Source organism: Helicobacter baculiformis, from assembly GCF_900197685.1.
Taxonomy (GTDB): domain Bacteria; phylum Campylobacterota; class Campylobacteria; order Campylobacterales; family Helicobacteraceae; genus Helicobacter; species Helicobacter baculiformis.
Window position 1 is genome coordinate 1 of record NZ_FZMF01000058.1, and the last position, 19,123, is coordinate 19,123.

13 protein-coding genes and 1 pseudogene are annotated in these 19,123 nt (G+C 46.5%); 9 read left to right on the forward strand and 5 right to left on the reverse strand.

Features of this window, described 5'->3' with window-relative positions; genetic code table 11:
• Nucleotides 1–561 (forward strand): annotated as a pseudogene (locus tag C6G87_RS07410) (beta-1,4-N-acetylgalactosamyltransferase); the annotation flags it as partial.
• A gap of 6 nt (nucleotides 562–567) precedes the next feature.
• Here the strand turns inward: C6G87_RS07410 and C6G87_RS07415 are convergent.
• On the reverse strand, nucleotides 568–1,737 hold the full coding sequence (locus tag C6G87_RS07415; RefSeq protein WP_104752878.1) for a class I SAM-dependent methyltransferase: 1,170 nt from the start codon (nucleotides 1,735–1,737) through the stop codon (nucleotides 568–570).
• A gap of 48 nt (nucleotides 1,738–1,785) precedes the next feature.
• Between C6G87_RS07415 and metG the strand changes: the two genes are divergently transcribed.
• From metG to C6G87_RS07440, 5 genes are read left to right on the forward strand one after another with little or no spacing between them, the layout of a single operon-like run.
• Nucleotides 1,786–3,624 carry a methionine--tRNA ligase gene (gene metG / locus C6G87_RS07420; protein ID WP_104752879.1) on the forward strand — a complete coding sequence of 613 codons (1,839 nt, stop codon included), beginning with the start codon at nucleotides 1,786–1,788 and terminating at the stop codon, nucleotides 3,622–3,624.
• A gap of 5 nt (nucleotides 3,625–3,629) precedes the next feature.
• Entirely contained in the window at nucleotides 3,630–4,568 is a 939-nt protein-coding gene (locus C6G87_RS07425) for a hypothetical protein (protein WP_158653132.1), read from the forward strand.
• Entirely contained in the window at nucleotides 4,561–5,364 is an 804-nt protein-coding gene (cmoB, locus tag C6G87_RS07430) for a tRNA 5-methoxyuridine(34)/uridine 5-oxyacetic acid(34) synthase CmoB (protein ID WP_104752881.1), read from the forward strand. Before C6G87_RS07425 ends, cmoB begins: the two co-directional genes overlap by 8 nt.
• 2 nt (nucleotides 5,365–5,366) lie before the next feature.
• Nucleotides 5,367–5,786 (forward strand): PaaI family thioesterase, encoded by a 420-nt coding sequence (locus C6G87_RS07435; protein ID WP_104752882.1) that lies wholly within the window; start codon nucleotides 5,367–5,369, stop codon nucleotides 5,784–5,786.
• On the forward strand, nucleotides 5,786–6,913 hold the full coding sequence (locus tag C6G87_RS07440; RefSeq protein WP_104752883.1) for a glycosyltransferase: 1,128 nt from the start codon (nucleotides 5,786–5,788) through the stop codon (nucleotides 6,911–6,913). The genes C6G87_RS07435 and C6G87_RS07440 overlap by 1 nt, the downstream gene beginning before the upstream one ends.
• Here the strand turns inward: C6G87_RS07440 and lolA are convergent.
• Nucleotides 6,910–7,422: a LolA-like outer membrane lipoprotein chaperone gene (gene lolA / locus C6G87_RS07445; protein ID WP_104752884.1), complete on the reverse strand. Its 513-nt coding sequence runs from the start codon at nucleotides 7,420–7,422 to the stop codon at nucleotides 6,910–6,912. The genes C6G87_RS07440 and lolA overlap by 4 nt on opposite strands.
• A gap of 77 nt (nucleotides 7,423–7,499) precedes the next feature.
• On the opposite strand from lolA, the gene secA reads away from it, so the two are divergent.
• The 3 genes from secA to C6G87_RS07460 all read left to right on the forward strand — a co-directional run bounded on the left by secA (nucleotide 7,500) and on the right by C6G87_RS07460 (nucleotide 11,641).
• The gene (gene secA / locus C6G87_RS07450; protein WP_104752885.1) at nucleotides 7,500–10,082 is read left to right on the forward strand and encodes a preprotein translocase subunit SecA; all 2,583 of its coding nucleotides are present in this window, start codon (nucleotides 7,500–7,502) and stop codon (nucleotides 10,080–10,082) included.
• The gene (locus tag C6G87_RS07455; protein WP_104752886.1) at nucleotides 10,079–11,317 is read left to right on the forward strand and encodes an ABC transporter permease; all 1,239 of its coding nucleotides are present in this window, start codon (nucleotides 10,079–10,081) and stop codon (nucleotides 11,315–11,317) included. Before secA ends, C6G87_RS07455 begins: the two co-directional genes overlap by 4 nt.
• Before the next feature lie 78 nt (nucleotides 11,318–11,395).
• Nucleotides 11,396–11,641: an RNA recognition motif domain-containing protein gene (locus C6G87_RS07460; RefSeq protein ID WP_104752887.1), complete on the forward strand. Its 246-nt coding sequence runs from the start codon at nucleotides 11,396–11,398 to the stop codon at nucleotides 11,639–11,641.
• A gap of 1,481 nt (nucleotides 11,642–13,122) precedes the next feature.
• On the opposite strand, the gene C6G87_RS07475 is transcribed toward C6G87_RS07460, so the two are convergent.
• Genes C6G87_RS07475 through C6G87_RS07485 form a run of 3 tightly spaced genes read right to left on the reverse strand, consistent with a single transcriptional unit; the run spans nucleotide 13,123 to nucleotide 19,095 of the window.
• Nucleotides 13,123–16,965: an Eco57I restriction-modification methylase domain-containing protein gene (locus C6G87_RS07475; RefSeq protein ID WP_104752890.1), complete on the reverse strand. Its 3,843-nt coding sequence runs from the start codon at nucleotides 16,963–16,965 to the stop codon at nucleotides 13,123–13,125.
• A gap of 11 nt (nucleotides 16,966–16,976) precedes the next feature.
• The gene (gene rny / locus C6G87_RS07480; protein ID WP_104752891.1) at nucleotides 16,977–18,542 is read right to left on the reverse strand and encodes a ribonuclease Y; all 1,566 of its coding nucleotides are present in this window, start codon (nucleotides 18,540–18,542) and stop codon (nucleotides 16,977–16,979) included.
• Complete coding sequence (locus tag C6G87_RS07485; protein WP_104752892.1) at nucleotides 18,493–19,095, reverse strand: 5-formyltetrahydrofolate cyclo-ligase; 603 nt, start codon at nucleotides 19,093–19,095, stop codon at nucleotides 18,493–18,495. The genes rny and C6G87_RS07485 overlap by 50 nt, the downstream gene beginning before the upstream one ends.
• Between the last annotated feature and the right edge of the window lie 28 nt (nucleotides 19,096–19,123).

The window sequence follows — 19,123 nt, forward strand, 5'->3', positions numbered from 1 at the left end:
CCCCATAAATCAGTCCCATACACCCTATTTTTTTTTAATCAAACCCACCACTATTACAACCATGTTCTTTCAATGATTCCCAAAGACGAATGGGTTATTAAGATAGATGTAGATCATATCTATGATGCCAAAAAATTTTATAAGAGTTTTTACGATATTTTGCATAGCTATGAGGCTTTGAGTTGCCCTAGAATCAACTTTAGAGTGCAGGGGAGGCAGATTTATATCCAACAATCTGCAAACCTGCAAATGGTTTTCAGCGGCGATCAATTATGTTTTTGTAATACAGATGTTCGCTTCGTTCCTTTGCCACGAGGTGAAAGGCTTATTGAAAAACTTCACTTTGATCGTCCTGTTACGCTTGTGCGTGATCTTGAGTTGGCTCAATGGCATTTTCCTTATGTCAGAACATCCCGCCACGCTGTCGCGGATCATCTAAAATGGATCACGTTAGAAGAATTTAAAGAACATTATGCAAACCATATTGGCATAAAGATCGATCCCGATATGCTCGATGCAGAGCGAATCTTGGCGCACTATGCTAAATTTAATCTTGACTAACTACATTCAAGCATTATAGATATATTCATGGGTTAGGGGAGTGTTGTTGTCCACGCTATGGGTGAATAAAAGTTGGTAGAGGTCCACACTCCCCACGCGAAAAGCAGAAGCACAGCTATTCAAATACAGCCCCCACATGCGCACAAAACGCGCATCATACATGCTCTTGATGGTCTCTTCATGGGCGCAAAAGTTTTGATACCAAATGTCTAGGGTTTTGGCATAGTGCAGGCGCAAACTCTCGGCTAAGACTAAATGAAAATCGCTCTCAGCGCTGATAGAAATCACCTCTCTTAAAGAGGGCAGATACCCCCCCGGGAAAATGTATTTGTCAATCCACGCATTCGTAGTGCCCTCAAAGCAACACAAGATGGAGTGCAGCAAGAAAGTCCCCCCCACTTTTAACACTTCTTTGACCTTCTTGAAATAAAAGGGTAGGTTCTCTTTGCCCACATGTTCAAACATCCCCACACTCACCACCTTGTCAAAGCGCTCGTGCATGCCATCTAAATCTTGGTAATTTAAAAGTCTGATTGTAACGCGATCCTCTAAGCCCATGTCCTTAACCCGTTGGCTAGCCTGCTTGAATTGCTCTTCTGAGATCGTGATACCCACCACTTCTACGCTGTATTCTTGAGCCGCCCGAATCGAGAGATAGCCCCAACCACAGCCAATATCTAAGAGTTTTTCGCCCTGCTTGAGATCGAGTTTTTTGAGCGTGTGATCGAGTTTTTGTAATTGGGCTTGATAGAGGGTGTCTTTTGGCGTTTTAAAATAGGCGCAAGAATAACTCAAAGTTTCATCTAGCCAAAGCTTGTAAAAATCATTGCCCAGATCATAATGGCTTTGGATATTAGAACTCTCTTTGCTGGTTTGTCGGATAGGAATGGCGTTATCATGCCTGTGCAGATGCGCGTAGTTGGTTTGCAAATAAAGCGCACGCATCACTGCATCCATAGAACCTTCAATGTCGATCACGCCATCCATATACGCTTCTGCAATGGTCAAAGACATGTCTTTTTTGATGTCGCTCATTTTCAGGGGGCGGTTGAATTTGATGGTGAATTTAGGGGTTTTTGTGCCATTGAGATACACTTCTTTATCCCAAAAAATGATGCGATAATCCCCATTCTTAAAGCGCTTGAGCATAGATTTTAAAAACACCTTAGCTAACATCAATCTCCTTTTGTGCTATTATATGCTTTTAGACTTAAAGGCAGACGCATGCAAAGACTGGTTTCTACGCCCATTTACTATGTCAATGATGTCCCGCATTTAGGGCATGCCTACACCACTTTTATCGCCGACATGCTCAAGAGATACTACACCCTTAGAGGGCATGAGGTGTTCTTTTTGACGGGCACGGACGAACATGGGCAAAAGATCGCCCTGAGCGCCCAAAAACATGGGTTAAGTCCTCTAGAATACGCCTCTCAAATCAGCGCGCATTTTAGATCGCAATGGGATTTCTTTGACATCGGTTACGATCATTTTATCCGCACCACAGACAGCGCGCATGTCCTAGCTGTGCAACGCGCCTTTGCCACCATGCTAGAACAGGGCGATATTTACAAAGGCACTTACAGGGGTTCTTATTGTGTGAGTTGTGAGAGTTTTGTGGCTAACCACGCGCGTTGTCCAGATTGTCAGAGAGAAACAAGCATCTTAGAAGAAGAGAGCTATTTTTTTAGATTGAGCCAGTATCAAGAGCCCCTGTTAGAGTTTTACGCCAAAAACCCTAGAGCCATTTTACCCACCAGCCGTGCGCCTGAGGTGTTGCGCTTTATTGAACAGGGCTTGCACGATCTCTCCATCACGCGCACCAGTTTTGAATGGGGGATCAAGCTCCCCCCCACATGCAAAGACCCCAAGCATGTTATCTATGTTTGGTTGGACGCGTTGCTCAATTATGTGAGCGCGCTGGGTTATCCGCATGGGGAGAAGATGGGCTATTTCAACCATGCCATCCATGTAGTGGGCAAGGATATTTTGCGCTTCCATGCCATTTATTGGCCCGCGTTTTTGATGAGTTTAGGGTTGCCCTTATTCAAACATCTTTGTGTACACGGGTGGTGGACCATTGAGGGCGTGAAGATGAGCAAGAGTATTGGCAATGTGATCAACGCCCAAGAAGTGGCGCAAAATTACGGCAAGGACCCCTTGCGCTATTTTCTCTTGCGTGAAGTGCCCTTAGGGCAGGATGGGGATTTTAGCCTTGAGGCGTTGTTGCGCCGCTCCAATGCGGATTTGAGCAACACTTTAGGGAATTTGTTGCAACGCTTGAGCGGCATGGCGTGGCGTTATTTTGAAGGGCGCATTGAAAGCGCGCAGGTTTTGCAACACTATGCCCAAGATTACGCCACCCTGAGCGCGCTTTTTGAGCCCCTAGAAGCAAGCATGCAAGAGATGCAGCCTCACAAATACCTAGAGGATCTGTGGAAAGTCTTTGAGGGAGCTAATGCGCTCATCGCGCGCGATGAGCCATGGAAAATGCGCGATCAAGCCAAGATCATGGCGTTGTTAGGGCTTGTTGCGGCCCTGCTAGCCAAAGCGACCTACTACCTCTACCCTGTGATCCCACAGAGCGCGCGCAAGCTAGCCGACATCCTAGGTTTAAAGCTAGAGGCTGAGGCGTTTGGGCGTATCCAAGAAAATCCTTTTTTAGATGCTTTCGTGATTGCCAAAACCCCGCCCCTTTTCCCCCGCTTAGAATTGATCCAAGCCCCCAAGCCCAAAACCCAAACCATCAGCTTAAAAGATTTTCAAAAGCTAGAGATTCGCGTAGGGCAGGTGGTGAGTGTAGAAAAGCTAGAGCAGAGCGACAAACTCCTATTGTTGCGCGTGGATTTTGGGGATAGGGTGCGCGTCATTCTCTCTGGGATTGCCAAGCATTACGCGCCCAAAACTCTAGAGGGGCAACAGGTGTGCGCCTTGGTGAATTTAGAGCCGCGCAAAATGTTAGGGGTGCTGAGTGAGGGCATGGTGTTGAGCGCTGGGGATGGAGAGCATTTAAGTCTGATCGCGCCTCTAACCCCTATGAAAAATGGGAGTGCCATTAGCTAGTGCATGTGGCTGAGGTGGTGGAGATCACTAGGGGGGTGCTTAAAAGCGCGCCCTGTGTGCACGCCTTTAGCCATGTCAGTACAGACCCTAAAAACACGCAAGGGGGGCTCTTTATCGCCCTACACCCTCAAGACATCGCGCAGGCGCTAGCATGCGGGGCTTATGGGGTGCTTTACGATCAGGACATGGGCATTAGTGATCCAGAAATTGCGTGGATCTTTGTGCCCCAAGTGGCTAAAGCTCTAGAGAGATTATTGCGCTACCACTTATTGGGGGTGCGTCTACTCTGTGTTGACGCAGTGGAGTTTGCCATTCTTTCTAGGATTGTGCATGCCAAACATGTAGTGTTGTTTGAGGGGGAGAGTGTGGAGCTGCTGAACCTATCCCTTTTAGAAGTTTCTTGCATTGTGGCGCACACCCCCGCTTTTAAGAGTTTTTTTGAAAAGGAGTTAGACCTAGAGGGCGCTCCGCCCTTTCAAATCTTGTTAGCCCAACTCTTTAACTTGAGTGTTCTCTATCAGGGCGTGCGTTTTGATCTCAAATTGCCTAGTTTCTATGCCCCGCAATTAGCCCGCGCGCTCCTTGCTTGTGAGGCGTTGGGGGTGCGCGCGCAATTAGACCACTTGGGCATGTTGCCCTTCATGCGCGCCTTTTACACCAATGACGCGCTAGAACCCTGCACGCATGGCTGTAAGGTGCTTGTGGGAGGGGTGCTCTTGGATCACATGCGCGCGCTCCTTGATCACACCCGCACAAACGCCCCTTGGCACCATATAGAAATTTTCACCCCCACCCCCCTAGAGATCGCCCACCAACTCTACTGCGATCTCAATCATTTGAAAATTTTACTGCGCGCTCCCTTTACTCTAGGTTTTGTTTTGGGGGGTGTGGACATAGGCGCGCTGTTGGCGTGTAGACCCCAGCAGGGGAGCTTATTTGGCTAATTATTGCTTAGATCAGGGTTTGCGTATTTTCTTAAGCGAGGGGGTAGACCTAGATTTACTTTATGAAAGGGCATGGGCTTTGCGCCCATGGCGCAAGGGTCCCTTCATGCTAGAACAACACGATCGGGGCTTTAAAATCCAAAGCGAATGGCGGAGTGATTTTAAATGGGATCTTCTCAAAGATTGCCTAGATTTAAGAGGTAAGCATGTCGCTGATGTGGGCTGTAATAATGGCTACCACCTCTTTTGTATGGCTAAGCAGGCTTGTGCAAGCTTGAGCGGGTTTGATCCTAGTGCGCTGTATAGGGCGCAATTTGAATATTTGAACGCGCTCTTGGGGCTTGATATTCTCTATGAGAGTTTGGGAGTGGAGAATCTGCGTACTTATCCAAAACGCTTTGATGTGATCTTTTGTTTGGGGGTGCTCTACCACAGAAAAGACCCCCATAGCGCGCTCAAAGCCTTGCACATGGGGCTTAATCAAGAAGGTGTGCTGGTTTTAGACACCCTCATTTATGAAAGCCCCCTAGAGGTCGCGCTCTGCCCGCGCACCTATGCTAAAATGCGCAATGTCTATTTCATCCCCAGCCCTAGTGCCTTGCAAAATTGGGCGTTTAAAGCGGGCTTTAGCACTTGTACTATGCTTGCCAAACGCCCCACCACCACACAAGAACAGCGCAAGAGCGCATGGATTGAGGGCTTGAGTTTGGAGCATTTTTTAGACCCAAGCGGGACGAAAACGCTGGAGGGTTATGACCCCCCCTTACGCGCTTACTTTATCTTAACAAAAGGCTAAACATGAGTGATACACCCCTTGAGGAAGGTTTGGTGGTTTGTTCTAAGCTCGAGCAGACACTGTGTGCAGATTTGATCTCTTTTGGATCGGGAAAAGCGACCGTATGTCTTATTCCTAAAGAATTTATGCTCTGTGAGGAAAATATCGTGCATGCAGGCTTTATTGTGAGCGCGGCGAGTTTTGCCGCCCTTTGCGCGCTCAATAAGAAAAATAGCTTGATTAGCTCGATCAAATTGAGTTTACTCGCCCCTGTGGAACTGAAACAGGAAGTTTATTTTAACGCTACTATCAGTCATACCAGCTCTAAAAAGGTGTCTGTACGTGTGGAGGGGGAGTTTATGGAAATCAAAGTTTTTGAGGGGGATTTTGAAATCTTAGTTTTTGAAAAGCGCCCCTTCAAGTTCAACTTCAAGGAAGATTAGTGGTTATTGTGCTGGTGGTGGATAGTTTTGAAAACAAGAGCAATGGCACTTCTATGGCGGCTTATCGTTTTTACAAAGCTTTGCAAAAGCATGGGCATGCGGTGCGCGTGGTCGCCCCCTTTGTGCAAGGGGAGGGGTTTTTCAGCGTGCCTGAGCGCCATATTCCCTTGGTGACTCAAATTGCCCATAAACAACATATTCTCTTTGGTAAGCCCCAACAAAAGGTGCTGCAATGCGCTTTTGAAGGGGCGGATATTATCCATCTCTTCTTGCCCTTTAAATTAGAAAAAGTCGCTATAGAAGTCGCGCGTTCTATGCAAATCCCCTTTGTGGGGGCGTTTCACTTGCAACCCGAACACATCACCTACAATATCAAATTAGAAAAGCTCGCTTGGTTGAATCGCGCGATCTTTTGGTGGTTCAAACACAATTACTACCAGCACCTCAGCCATATCCACTGCCCTTCGCCTCTAATCAAATCCGAATTAAACAGACATGGTTATGGGGGGAAAAAATATGTGATCTCTAATGGGTTTGATCCTCTCTACACCCCCCGTACGCACAACACGAAGACAGATGATCTTTACCACATTGTCATGGTGGGGCGTTATTCGCCTGAAAAAAACCAACGCGTGCTCATCGAGGCAGTGCACCTAAGTGAGTACCGCGCTAAAATTCAATTACATCTCAAGGGGCAGGGGCCTTGTTTGAACGCGTTGCAAAGACAGGCTAGCAAATTAGCTCATCAAGTGGATTTTGGTTTTGTAGAGCCTAGCGCCTTAGTGGAATTGCTCTACCAATGCGATCTCTATGTGCATAGCGCAGATGTGGAGGGGGAGGCGATCGCGTGTTTAGAGGCGATGGGCTGTGGGGTGGTACCCATCATTTCAGATAGCAAAATTAGCGCCACCAATCAATTTGCCCTAGATAATCGTTCTCTTTTTAAAGCCAATGACCCCATAGACCTAGCGCGCCAGATTGACTATTGGCTCGAACATCCTGCAGAACGCGCTCTCGCTGAAAAAGCCTATGCCCATAGTGTACAAAATTACACTTTAGACAAATCCATCGCGCAGACCTTAGAGATGTATCAAGAGGTGATTGAGGATTTTAAGCGCATTTACTAATGGCGCACCAAATCCACCCCCTTGGGGAGTACAAAGACAAACATCGAATCTTCTAAAGGGGTATTGGTTTTTACAGCGCTAAAGATGATTTGGACCTTGTTCTTGAGTTTGTCTGTAAACTCTAGCAAATAGGGTAACTTGTCCTGCAAAGTGAGGTAGTAGGTGGTGTCTTTGATCTTGGTTTTATAACGCCCATCTTTTTGGAGCTTGGCTTTTTTGAGAATGGTGAAGAAATCCAAAGACTTGTCTAGTTTGGTGAGGGTGGCTTGCAAGAGCTGAGGTTCATAGACCACCACACGCCTATCGCGCATGTAGATCTCTTTGATAGAGGGTTTGTCATAGACCCATTTTACCAAATCGGGCATTTTGGCAAAGATTTCGCCCTCATAAACGGGGCTAGGACCTTCGCCCAGCACCACCTGCTTGAAATGCGCGCTAAAGCTCTGAAAATGCAAATCCAAGCCCAACAGCCCCCCCACCCCTAAACATAAAATAGCGATCCAGCGCATGCTCTTCTCTTTTAGGCGCGATTGTATAAAAATTTGTTAAAATCTAGGCTTATGTTAAAACAACATGGATACCCACAATGATTACAACCCTTGTTAATAAGATTATCGGTACGAAAAACCAACGCGCCATCAAAGCCTATCAGCAGCGCGTGGCGCATATTAATGCGCTAGAAGAAGAATATAGCGCACTTGAGGATCAGGAGTTACAAGTCCTTTTTGAGAGCTTAAAAACCCAGGTACGCCATCAAGAAAAAAGCTTGGACGAAGTCCTGTGTCAGAGTTTTGCCATCACGCGCGAAGCGTCAAAACGGGTCTTGAAAATGCGCCATTTTGATGTCCAACTCATCGGGGGCATGGTCTTGCATGAGGGCAAGATCGCCGAGATGAAAACCGGTGAGGGCAAAACTTTGGTGGCGACTTTGGCGGTGGCTTTGCATGCGATGAGTGGGCAAAGCGTGCATGTCGTTACGGTCAATGACTATTTAGCCCAAAGGGACGCTAAAGAAATGGAGCCCCTCTATAACTTTTTGGGCTATAGCGTGGGCGTGGTGGTGGGGGGGAGCTTTGATGAGGAGCGGCTAAGTATTTATGCCAATGATGTTGTTTATGGCACGAATAATGAATTTGGCTTTGACTACTTGCGCGACAACATGAAATACGCCCTAGAGCAGAAGGTACAAAAAGAACATGCCTTTGCCATCATTGATGAGGTGGATTCAATTCTCATTGATGAGGCGCGCACGCCTTTAATCATCTCTGGTCCTGTGAATAAGCGCATGGAGAATTACGAGCGTGCGAACATGGTCGCCCAAAACATGGAGCTAGACACAGATTTTACCATTGATGAAAAAAACCGCGTGATTCTCATCACCGAAGAGGGCATTAAAAAGGCAGAAACACTCTTTGGAGTGGACAATCTCTACAGCCTAGATAACGCCATTCTCTCCCACCATTTGGATCAAGCCCTCAAGGCGCATTACTTGTTTGCCAAAGATAAGGACTATGTGGTGTCTAATGGGGAGGTGGTGATTGTGGATGAATTTACCGGGCGCTTGAGTGAAGGGCGGCGCTTTAGTGAAGGGTTGCACCAAGCCCTAGAAGCCAAAGAACAGGTGGGCATTAAAGAAGAAAGTCAAACCCTAGCCGACATCACTTTTCAGAACTATTTTAGACTCTATGACAAGCTTGCAGGGATGACGGGCACCGCCCAAACAGAAGCGACCGAGTTTTTAGAAATTTACAATTTAGAGGTGATCTCCATCCCCACCAATATCCCCATCCAGCGCAAGGATTTAAACGATCTCATCTACAAGAGCGAAAGAGAGAAGTTTGAAGCGGTGATCGCCAAAATTAAAGAATTGCATGCCAAGGGGCAGCCCGTATTGGTGGGCACGGCGAGCATCCAAAAAAGCGAAGTCTTGCACGCGCTGTTGCAACAAGAACGCATCCCTCACACCGTGTTAAACGCCAAGCAACACACCAAAGAAGCCGAGATTATCAAGGACGCAGGGCTTAAAGGGGCGGTAACAATTGCTACCAACATGGCCGGGCGCGGGGTGGATATTAAACTCAGCGAGGAGATCAAAGAATTAGGCGGGCTTTACATCATCGGTACAGAACGCCATGAGAGTAGGCGCATTGACAACCAACTTCGAGGGCGCAGTGGGCGTCAAGGGGATCCAGGGGTGAGCCAATTTTATTTGAGCTTGGAGGATAGCTTATTGCGTATCTTTGGAAGTGATCGCATTAAGGGAGTGATGGAGAAATTGGGCTTGAAAGATGGCGAATACATCGAATCCAAGCTAGTAACGCGTTCTGTAGAAAACGCCCAAAAGAAGGTAGAAGCCCTGCATTTTGAAAGCCGTAAACACCTGCTAGAATACGACGATGTAGCTAATGAGCAACGCAAAACCGTCTACAAATTCCGCAATGAGCTTTTGGACGATGATTACGACATTAGCGCGCGTATTGAGGAGAATCGGCAATATGCGGTGATGAAAATCTTAGAAAGCCAACAAGCCTTTGAAGTGCAGGATTTTAGCCCAGAGGATTTAGAAAACATCGCCCATGTTTTGCAAGAGGAATTTAATGCGCACATTGATTTTACAGATTTACAAGATGAGAGTATCACGGGTTTAGAAACCTTCATCCTCAACGCGCTAGAAGAGCAATACCAAGCCAAGATGGAGCATGTCGAGGAGCGCAATAAGATCGAGCGCATTATCTATTTGCAGATTTTAGATAACGCGTGGCGCGAACACCTCTACACGATGGACAATCTCAAAACCGGAATCGGGCTTAGGGGGTATAACCAAAAAGACCCCCTTGTGGAGTATAAAAAGGAGAGCTATAACCTATTCTTGGAGCTCATCGATTCGATCAAATTAGAGGCGATCAAGACCTTTCATAAATTAGAATTGAGCGCGAGCACGCATGAGGACACTCAGAGATTCTTTAGTGATTTACAAGAGGCACAAGAAGAGTTGAATTTTAACAACTCAGAGATCGAATTAGCTTTAAGTAATTGGGAAATGGAATCTAGCAAAGTATCTAAAACCATTTCTAGAAACGCGCCTTGTCCTTGCGGAAGCGGGAAGAAGTCCAAAGATTGCCACGCTAAGAGCGGTCCTAAAAAAGGGATGTTTGCCAAGCCCAAATGAGTCAGATTGCCCCCTCTTTAGTGCCTTTTTTGGTGCGCCGTTATTTGCGTTTTGACAAGAATCAGCCTTTCATTAGCATCACCGCTTTTTTGGCTTTTTTGGGGGTGGGGGTGGGGGTGATGGTGCTCATTGTGGCGATGGCTATCATGAACGGGATGAGTAAGGAATTTGAGAACAAGCTTTTTGTGATGAATTACCCCTTAACCTTATACACGACAAGTTATGCGGGCATTGAACAGAGCACTTTGGAGGCATTAGAGCGCAAATTTCCCCACCTGATCTTTAGCCCCTATTTGCAAATGCAGGTGGTGGCGCGTTTCAATGGCATGGTGAATGGCGGGTTGTTATTTGGGGTGGATATAGATAGAGAATTGCGTATCAATACTATTTTAAAAAAGAGCTTTGATACAGAGAGTTTAGCGCGCTTCAAATCCACACCCTTTCATCTCATTGTGGGTAAAACCTTAAAAGAGTCGCTTTTATTGGGCAAAGCTAAAAAATTAGATTTGTTCTTCACTAAGTTAGAACCCACTGGCTTTGTGCTCTCTCCCACCATGAAACGCTTTGAGGTGGATGGTGTCTTTGAATCCGGGCTTAGGGCTTATGACAATAGCTATCTGTATACCAATTTAAAAGCCCTGAGCGCGATTAGAAATCTGCCCCCGGGGGTGTATGATGGGATTCATGTGTATTCCCAACACGCCATGGAGGACATGGATAAAATCAAAGAAGCGCTTAAAGAAATCCCCAATCATGGCGTAGGCATTGAAGGGTGGTGGCAACAAAATGGGAATTTCTTTTCGGCAATGGCGCTAGAAAAGCGCGCGCTCTTTATCGTGTTGATGCTCATTATTTTAATGGCCTCTTTAAACATCATTAGCTCCTTGCTCATGGTGGTGATGCACCGCCGCAAAGAGATCGCTCTCTTGCTCAGTCTGGGGGCGAGCGCTCCAGAGATCAAGCGCAGTTTCTTTGTGCTAGGGAGTGTGATCGGGGGAAGTGGGATTATTTTAGGGGTACTCTTAGCATTCTTGGCGATGGGCTTTTTAGCGCACTTTCCTATTATTTCTTTACCCGCTGATGTCTATGGCATGGATAAATTGCCTTTAGATTTGGCGATGACGGATTTCTTAGGCACACTCATAGGCGCGATTCTCATCGTTGCGCTTTCCTCCTACTACCCCGCACTCAAAGCCTCTAGTGTAGACGCGCTTGCCGTGTTGCGCAACGAGTGAGGATAATTTAAGCTACATTGGGGTATAGTAATTGCGTCTTTTAGCGTCAGCTAGAGAGAAATTTCGCGGAGAGAGCACTTGAAGAATATTTACGTAGGGAATTTGGTTTATAGCGCCACAGAGCAAGAAGTAGAGGAACTCTTTAGTCAGTTTGGAGCGGTGAGTTCTGTGAAGCTTATTTCAGATCGTGAAACCAAAAGACCTAAAGGGTTTGGGTTTGTAGAAATGGAAGATGAAGGGGCACTCAAAGCGATCAGTACTTTGGACAATACGGATTTTATGGGTAGAACGATTCGCGTTACAGAGGCAAACCCTCGAAGATAACTTGTTGGGGGGGGTTTTTGCCGGCCGGTTTAGCGCCCGCGATCGGCGGCTTCCTTGTTTCTTTCCCCTGGACACTACACCAAGATAGCGAAGCCCGGGCACCCTGTGGTTTTTTTCTGCTGTCTGTTCACTTACCTTTAACACCCTTTGGCAGAAATTCTGCTCAGCAAGCGCGATGCGTTCATTTTAGCGAGTGGAATAAATGCCCCTTATTTGTAAGATAACATTCGCATATATTCGTATCTAGCGCAGGGGATGCGCAATTAGCCTTTGTCAGATTGGCATGCCCCATAGCTAAAGTTAGGGGATTCTAACTTTAGCGGAGATCGTAGCTTCAAACAGGACAACTCGCTTAGGAGCCTTATGTTTTCTATTGCTAAAGTTGATGTTCCAACCTCAAGGGTACTACTCCTTGATTGCGACTTGGATATTAGCGCGAGACTGCTAATGCTAGCCAACTATCACTATCGCTTTAAGCTTGTGGGCTTTAGCGCGCGAGTGGTAACCGGTCAACGGGAATAAGCAAACTACCTACCCTGGCTTGTCTGCAACAGAGTGAGAAGTCGCAAACGCGACGCGTTTGTTCTCTACGGGCAATATCAGAACAACATCAGTCTAGGAAGCCTAAAGTTTTAACGCATTTAGGCACTTCACTTTTTCGTTATAATTCTGCCCTATGGCGCACATGGTGGTCTGCTTTGGGTCATTTGGAGAATAAGACTTAGAGCTTAGGGTCGGGGGGATAGTGGGTGATCCTCCAGAAAGGAGGTCGCCATGAAGCGAATGCTGATAATCCTAGCGCTTATGATGCTCTTGACCCAGTATCTGCGCTAAAGGCGGAAAGAACCCCCCACAAGGGGGGGACTCTCGCGCTAGGATTATTGTGCCATAAGTTTTTAAATTTTGCGCTGATTCCCTTTAATTTTTTAGTTATAATTCCAGCTTATGGCGCACATGGTGGTCTGCTTTGGGTCATTTGGAGAAACGGCTTAAAGGGTAACCTTTAGGTTTGTGGGTCGGGAGTTGCAGCGGGTGGTGCTCCGGAAAGGAGGCACACCATGCGCTTAATGCTAATCTTAGTGGTGTTAGTGGTTCTGACTCAACCACTTTACTAACACAAGGCGGGGCTAAAGCCCCGGCACCACTAGGATTATTGTGCCATAACTTCTTAAATTTTGCGCTGATTCCCTTTAATTTTTTCGTTATAATCCTGCCCTATGGCGCACATGGTGGTCTGCTTTGGGTCATTTGGAGAAACGGCTTAGAACTTATCTTTTAGGTTTGTGGGTCGGGGGGATAGTGGGTGATCCCCCGGAAAGGAGATCGCCATGCAAAAAATGCTGATAATTCTAGCGTTGATGGTACTCTTCACCCAATACCTCCGCTAAAGCGAACGCCCCCTTTGGGGGCAGTTGCGCTAGGATTATTGTGCCATAAGTTTTTAAATTTTGCGCTTAGGCAAACCTTCAATGAGCAAGCTTTCAGCTTGCTTCCCACAAACTCTTTAAAAGGGCGATAAACCCCGGTTGTTTGTTTTTCAAAACTCTAAACGAGTCTAGCAGGTGCAAGAATTGATCGCGGCTTAAACCATAGACATCGCGCGCGATGAGAATGTCTAGCTGTGCGCGTTTGGTGTGATAAAGCTTAGAGGTTTTGGGCACATCTAGGGGGGGTTTAAACAGGCGGGCTAGATCGCTAAAATGCCCGTTGGTGTCGTGATAAAGCTGGCATTCTAACGCGCTTTGGGCGATAGCCAAGTAAAGGGGGTTGGTTTTGATCTCTTCAAGGCTAGGCTGGGGGAGGGGGAGTTGTCCAAGATAAGTTTTTGTAATATTAATTTGGGTTAGTGATCGCAAGTAATAATCTATTACCAACGAATTAAACAAACCCAAAACAAAGAGGGTTTGCAAGGGGGGCATTTCTAGTATGCCCTTTGGGGTATAAAGCTTAGGCACAACAAAATACATACTCTCGCCCACCGCACAATTTTTAGGTAGCAAGCTCGCAACAAAGCTTCTTTCGTCCGTATCGCGCGCGATCTTTCTATACCCCAACCTCAAATATTGATACTCATAGGCAATCGCCCCGCTATAATCCCCCTTTTTAGCGCGGTGTTGTTCTTTGCTTTTTAGTCTCTCTTGCAACGCCCCTAGCTCCACGCAGTAGCGGGGCGGGGCAAACTCTGCATTGAATTGGTGGATGTGTTTGCCCTCAAGCAGGGGCAAAAGCGCAGCTTTTGCTGGGGTTTTCTGTGCGTCTATGGGGATAAACAAGTCTTTATCCCCTGTCATGTGCAACTCGGATCTAAAATCTAGCCACATTTGGGGTTTGAATAAATCCTTATCCCCGCTCATGTCCAACTCACGCCTAAAATTGAGCCACCCCTCATTGAGCCTTGCAAACCTAGAGGCGCAATGCTCTAAAATCTCTAAATCTAGCGCGCTTCTGACCTCTTTGAGCGCGCATTTAGCAGAGTTTAACAGAGATTGAAGGGGGATTAAAAGGGGCTTTGTGCTTTGGATCTGTTCTAGGTCTTCTAAATAAAAGAGGGCTTTGATGGGGTGATCTTTAGAGCAGATAAAAGCGCGCACGCCTAAAAGGGCGAATTTGTAACAGCGATGTACATCTTTAAAAATCCCTTGACGATTTTCAAAACTATAGAAAAACTCTAGGGTGTGCTTTTCTAGTAGCCTCTTTCTTAAGCCCAAACTCCCCTCTTCAAGCATGAGCGCACTAGGGATCACCACGCACAAGCGCCCCTTAGAGCCAAGCAGGCTTAAATGGCGTTCTATAAAGAATCTAAACAGATTGCCATCGCCTGCCCCCCGGCTGTTAGGATAATGGGCTTTGTAATAGGCGTTGGTGGTTTGGATGTGGGCTTGTTGTGTGTCAAACTCCCTTTTGATGTAGGGTTTTGCTAGGGCATTGGTTTTAAACTCTTGCTTTTGGGCAAGGCTAAAGGTGCGGTACGCGCTTCTAAACGCGCTAAAAAACTCGCTTTCATCAAATTTGCTCTTCTCCCAAGGGGGGTTGCCAATGATGGCGTCAAAGCCGCTATGTTTTAAGGCAAAGAGCCCGCCACTCCCGCTGGCAATTTCGGGGAACTCTATTTCATAGTTGAAAAATCTAAACTCTTGGGCGTGGGCTTGTATGCATTCTTTGACATCGCGATACTCTGGGGTGTGTAATTGTTCTAGCCCCACGCCCTCTAGCCCTTTGGCGCGTCTTTGCCAAAACTCTTTGAGGGCGGGGTCTGCTTTGTGGGCGATGAGCTCTTGGGTGTTGTAGAAGTTAAGATAGAGATTGAGCTGGTCTAAGTGGGGCTGGATTTGGGCATAGAGGGCTTTAGAGTGGGCGATCTCCTCTTTGGTGCTGTCTTTGGTGTTGGCAAGCTGGCTAAAGAGGGTTTTTAGGGTTTCAAATTCTTTAAAGAAATTCTCATTAAAGAGTCTCCCGCTTTTGCCCAAAAACTCTTCAAATGCGCTAAGGGAGCAACCCATCAACGCGTTGCCGCACTTGATATGGTGTTCTAAGAAACTCAAGGGCGTGCCAAAGACAAAGCTATCAATCCACAGCGAGAGTTTGGCTAGCTCTATGCTAAAGGGGTTAATATCCACCCCATAGATCATTTTCTTTAAAAGCAGGCGTTTTAAAATGGCGGCTTCATCTGCTTGGTAGCCGGGGATATAGCGTTGGGCTTGTTGCTCAATGAGGGCTTTTTCTTGCTCAAAGGGGGTTTGTAGGGCAGGATAGTTGTGTTCTAAAGCCTTTTGGCTAGCAAGGTTTAGCGCTTCAATGAGAAACGCCCCGCTCCCACAGGCGTTGTCTAAAATCTTAAACTCTAAGATGTTTTCATTGTTTAAATCAGCTAGGGCGTGTTGCACTAAGGTTTTGGTGATGTCCTCATGGGTGTAAAAACTCCCGCTGGATTTTCTAGAATTAGAGGTGTTTTTAAGATAAATCTGTCCCTTGGGGTAGTCTTGGCTGGATGTGATCTTTTCTTGCTTTTCTAAGAGAATTTTATCGTGGTTATCGTAGTAGCCCTCGCTTTTTTGCGTTTTACAATAGTGGATTTCTTCTGTAGCGATGGCAAAGAAATAGGACATCAAGCCCTCATAAATGCTCCCTAAATGCACCACGCTTAGAGTGGCATAGCCCCGTTTGCAATCCTCATAGTAGAATAGATGGGTGAGGATTTTTTTCAAAAGGGAGTCGCTAATAATCTTGCCTGCTTTAAAAAGTTGCGTTTTACTAGGCTCAAAGAGTCCGCCATCAAAAAGGGGCATGGCGTAATTTTCATTGCCTTCATTGTAGATGCTAAAGAGATGTTCTAATTTGCCCATGCCATAGTAGGTCTGTGGGTCGTCCTCTAGCCATTCTAAGATGTTATGGATACTCAAATGTTTGCCAAACCCGCTATGTTTTTTGAGCAAATCCTCAAACTTGTCTTCAAAGTAGGCGATGAAAAGCAGTCTAAAGAGAAAATAGAGGGTGTTTTGATAGATGTCTTCTAGGGGGGCTTGTGGGTGGCGCGCGTGCAAAGCCACCCCGATGTCCTCAAACAAAGAGAAGGTATAGCCTTCTGTGCCATAGATGAGATTTTTTAAGTCTTCTTCAATGTCTGTTTTCTTTTCATCATTGGCTTTTAAGGCTGCCCCCATTGTGGTGGTAGGCTCTTTGCTATCCTCTAGGGTTTGGGGCAAAAAGTTAGCGGCGTTGAAAATGTGGTAAAAGTAGAGAAAATGCTCCAAGTCTTGGGTTTGTAAGATCATCTCTAAATCCACTTGAAAAAAGACCTTGTGGTAAGTGGGCTTGTGCGCGTCATAAAAACGCCACACCCTCCCATTGGTCAAAAAGCCATAATTGTGTCTTAAGGCGTTGAGATAGTGCAAAATTTGGTAATGGGGATTGTGCGCGGGGGTTTTTTTAGCGCTATCCACCTCTATGCTATACGCCTTGCTCTCACAGATCACGCTGAAAAAGGCGTTGCTGGCGTATCTTTCTGTTCTGTCTAGGGCTTGGTAGGCTTGTTTTAACTCTGGGCTTGCAAAGAGTAAAAAGTCCGGTTTTTCTAATTTGCCTTGAATACTCTTTTCTTCTTGGCGCAAATACGCCCAACCCAAGATTTCTAGCACTTTGGCGATGAAGTGATCTTCAAACTGGTGTTCATTGCTGGTTTTAAAGTGGAGTAGATTGAGGGCTGTAATTTTCTCTAGGATGGCTTTAGCTTGCTCTTGTGTCTGTGCAAAGTTGTAGAGTTTGGGGAGTTCTTGCTCTAGGGTGTAGGGGGTGAAGAGGGTGTTATGCAGGGGGGAGGATAACATCAATGACCTTTCTAGCGTGCGGTGGCTTTGGCGACCTTTTCGCGAATCACATGCACCACGACTTCACCGGGATATTGTAGGGTATTTTCAATTTCTTTTGCAATATCCTTAGCTAATAAGGTGATTTTAGCGTCATTGACGCGTTCAGGGCAGACAATCACGCGCACTTCACGTCCTGCGTCCATCGCAAAAACTTTTTTAACTCCCTTTCTTTTGGTAGCGATACGCTCTAGGTCATGCATACGGGCTAAGAAGTTTTCAGCATCTTTGCGGCGCGCTCCAGGACGCGCGGCAGAAAGCGCATCTGCTGCGCACACGGCCGCACATTCGATACTCTTGATTTCTTCCCTATCATGATGGGCGTAAATAGCATTCAGGACAACGGGATGTTCATGGTGGCGTGTGCACACCTCTGCGCCTAGCTCGACATGATCCCCCCCACATTCATAGGTCAACGCTTTACCGATGTCATGCAAGATTCCGGCACGGCGCGCGAGCTTAGAATCTCCGCCCAATTGGGCGGCAATATCCCCTGCCAAAATCGCTACTTCGATGGAGTGCATCAGTGCGTTCTGTCCGTAGCTGGTGCGGTAGCGCATTTTGCCAATCAAGCGCTTGAGTTCTTCGTGCATGGAGTCCAATTTGAGATCTAACAAAACCTCTTCGGCATCTTCTAAAATGGCTTCTTCCATATTCGATTCCACGCGCTGGTATATGGTTTCGATACGCGCAGGCTGGATACGCCCATCTTGAATCAATTCTTCCAAAGTGCGCCTAGCAATTTCACGGCGGTAAAGATTGAAGCAACTTAAAGTGATGGTTTTAGATTCTTCATCGATCATCACCTCTACCCCGCTGACACGCTTAAAGGTGTCTATATTCTTGCCCTCTTTGCCAATGATGCGCCCAATATACTCGCTATCAGGCAGATTAACCGCGCTGGTGAGGTTTTCCATCGCAAATTGGCTCGCAAAACGGGCGGTGGCGTCGGCAATCACAAAATTAGCGCGTGCGCGCGCTTCTCTTTTGGCTTCTTTTTCATAACGGCGCACTAAAGCCGCTTTTTGTAACAGCAACTCTTCTTCCACTTGGTGCAAGATCAACGCTTTTGCCTCTTCTTGGGTGTAGCCTGATGTTTGCATCAACGCCTCTAGCATTTGGGCTTTGAGTTCTTCATATTCATTTTGTAAGCGTTCTTGGGCGTTTTTTTGAATTTTTAAATCTTGTTGTTGGACTTCTAAGGCTTGGCGGGCTTGATCTAAATGCGCTTGCTGGGTATTTAGATATTGTCTTTGCTGGGATTCTTGAGAGTGGAGTGCGTCTAATTTGTGCTGGTATTCTTGGGCGTGTGCGTGAACTTTTTGGTCAAAATCTTTTTGTAAGGTTTCTAAAAGGGTTTGGGATTCGACTTCTTTAGCTTGGTAGAGTACCTGAGCCTGATAGAGCAACATATCGGCTTTGGCTTTGGCCTGCCGCAGGTGTTCTTGACTATTGGCTAAAATGGAGCGCTTAGTCAGCCAAAACACACTAAGGCCCGTGAGCGCGCATGGAAGCACGATCTCTAACATGTATTCCATTGGTTATCCTTTTGTTTATCTTATTTGGGGTGCGCTGGTCTAAATAGCGCGCGCTTACTATATCATGGTTCTCGCCTAGCAAACTTTGGGATTGTAAGATTTGGCGGGCTGTAAAAATAATGGGAATTTTAGGGTGTGTGGCAAAGAAGAGGTCATAATAACCCTTGCCAAAACCTATACGCCTACCCGCTTTATCGATACCTAGCACGGGCACAATGGCTAGCTCGAGAGGCTTAAAGTATGCGCGTGTGGGAGAGGGTTCTAAGATATGGTAAGTTTTGCGCACAAGGGGAAGGCGGTAGGGCGTGGCGTGCAAATGTCCTTGTTGTAAAGTGGGCACAAAAACCTTTATCTTGTGCCGGCGTGCCCAAGCGATTAAGGGCATTAAATTGGGTTCATGAGGTAGGTGGCAGTAAAGCAAGAGACGCTTATAGGGTTTAAGCAAGGGTTTAAGTTGGGCGATGATCTTGTGATCTTTAATATCCCAACCGCGTTTTTTAAAAAGAATAGTTTTACATAGAGTGCGGAATTGAGCTTTGGAAATTTTTGTCATACGACTATGCTAGCATAGTCGCCCCAAA

Bases quoted from the DNA above. Each gene is read 5' to 3' on its own strand.
- C6G87_RS07455 (WP_104752886.1), top strand. From the start codon at position 10,079: ATGAGTCAGATTGCCCCCTCTTTAGTGCCTTTTTTGGTGCGCCGTTAT.
- C6G87_RS07435 (WP_104752882.1), top strand. From the start codon at position 5,367: ATGAGTGATACACCCCTTGAGGAAGGTTTGGTGGTTTGTTCTAAGCTC.
- metG (WP_104752879.1), top strand. From the start codon at position 1,786: ATGCAAAGACTGGTTTCTACGCCCATTTACTATGTCAATGATGTCCCG.
- C6G87_RS07485 (WP_104752892.1), bottom strand. From the start codon at position 19,095: ATGACAAAAATTTCCAAAGCTCAATTCCGCACTCTATGTAAAACTATT.
- C6G87_RS07415 (WP_104752878.1), bottom strand. From the start codon at position 1,737: ATGTTAGCTAAGGTGTTTTTAAAATCTATGCTCAAGCGCTTTAAGAAT.
- secA (WP_104752885.1), top strand. From the start codon at position 7,500: ATGATTACAACCCTTGTTAATAAGATTATCGGTACGAAAAACCAACGC.
- lolA (WP_104752884.1), bottom strand. From the start codon at position 7,422: ATGCGCTGGATCGCTATTTTATGTTTAGGGGTGGGGGGGCTGTTGGGC.
- C6G87_RS07475 (WP_104752890.1), bottom strand. From the start codon at position 16,965: ATGTTATCCTCCCCCCTGCATAACACCCTCTTCACCCCCTACACCCTA.
- rny (WP_104752891.1), bottom strand. From the start codon at position 18,542: ATGGAATACATGTTAGAGATCGTGCTTCCATGCGCGCTCACGGGCCTT.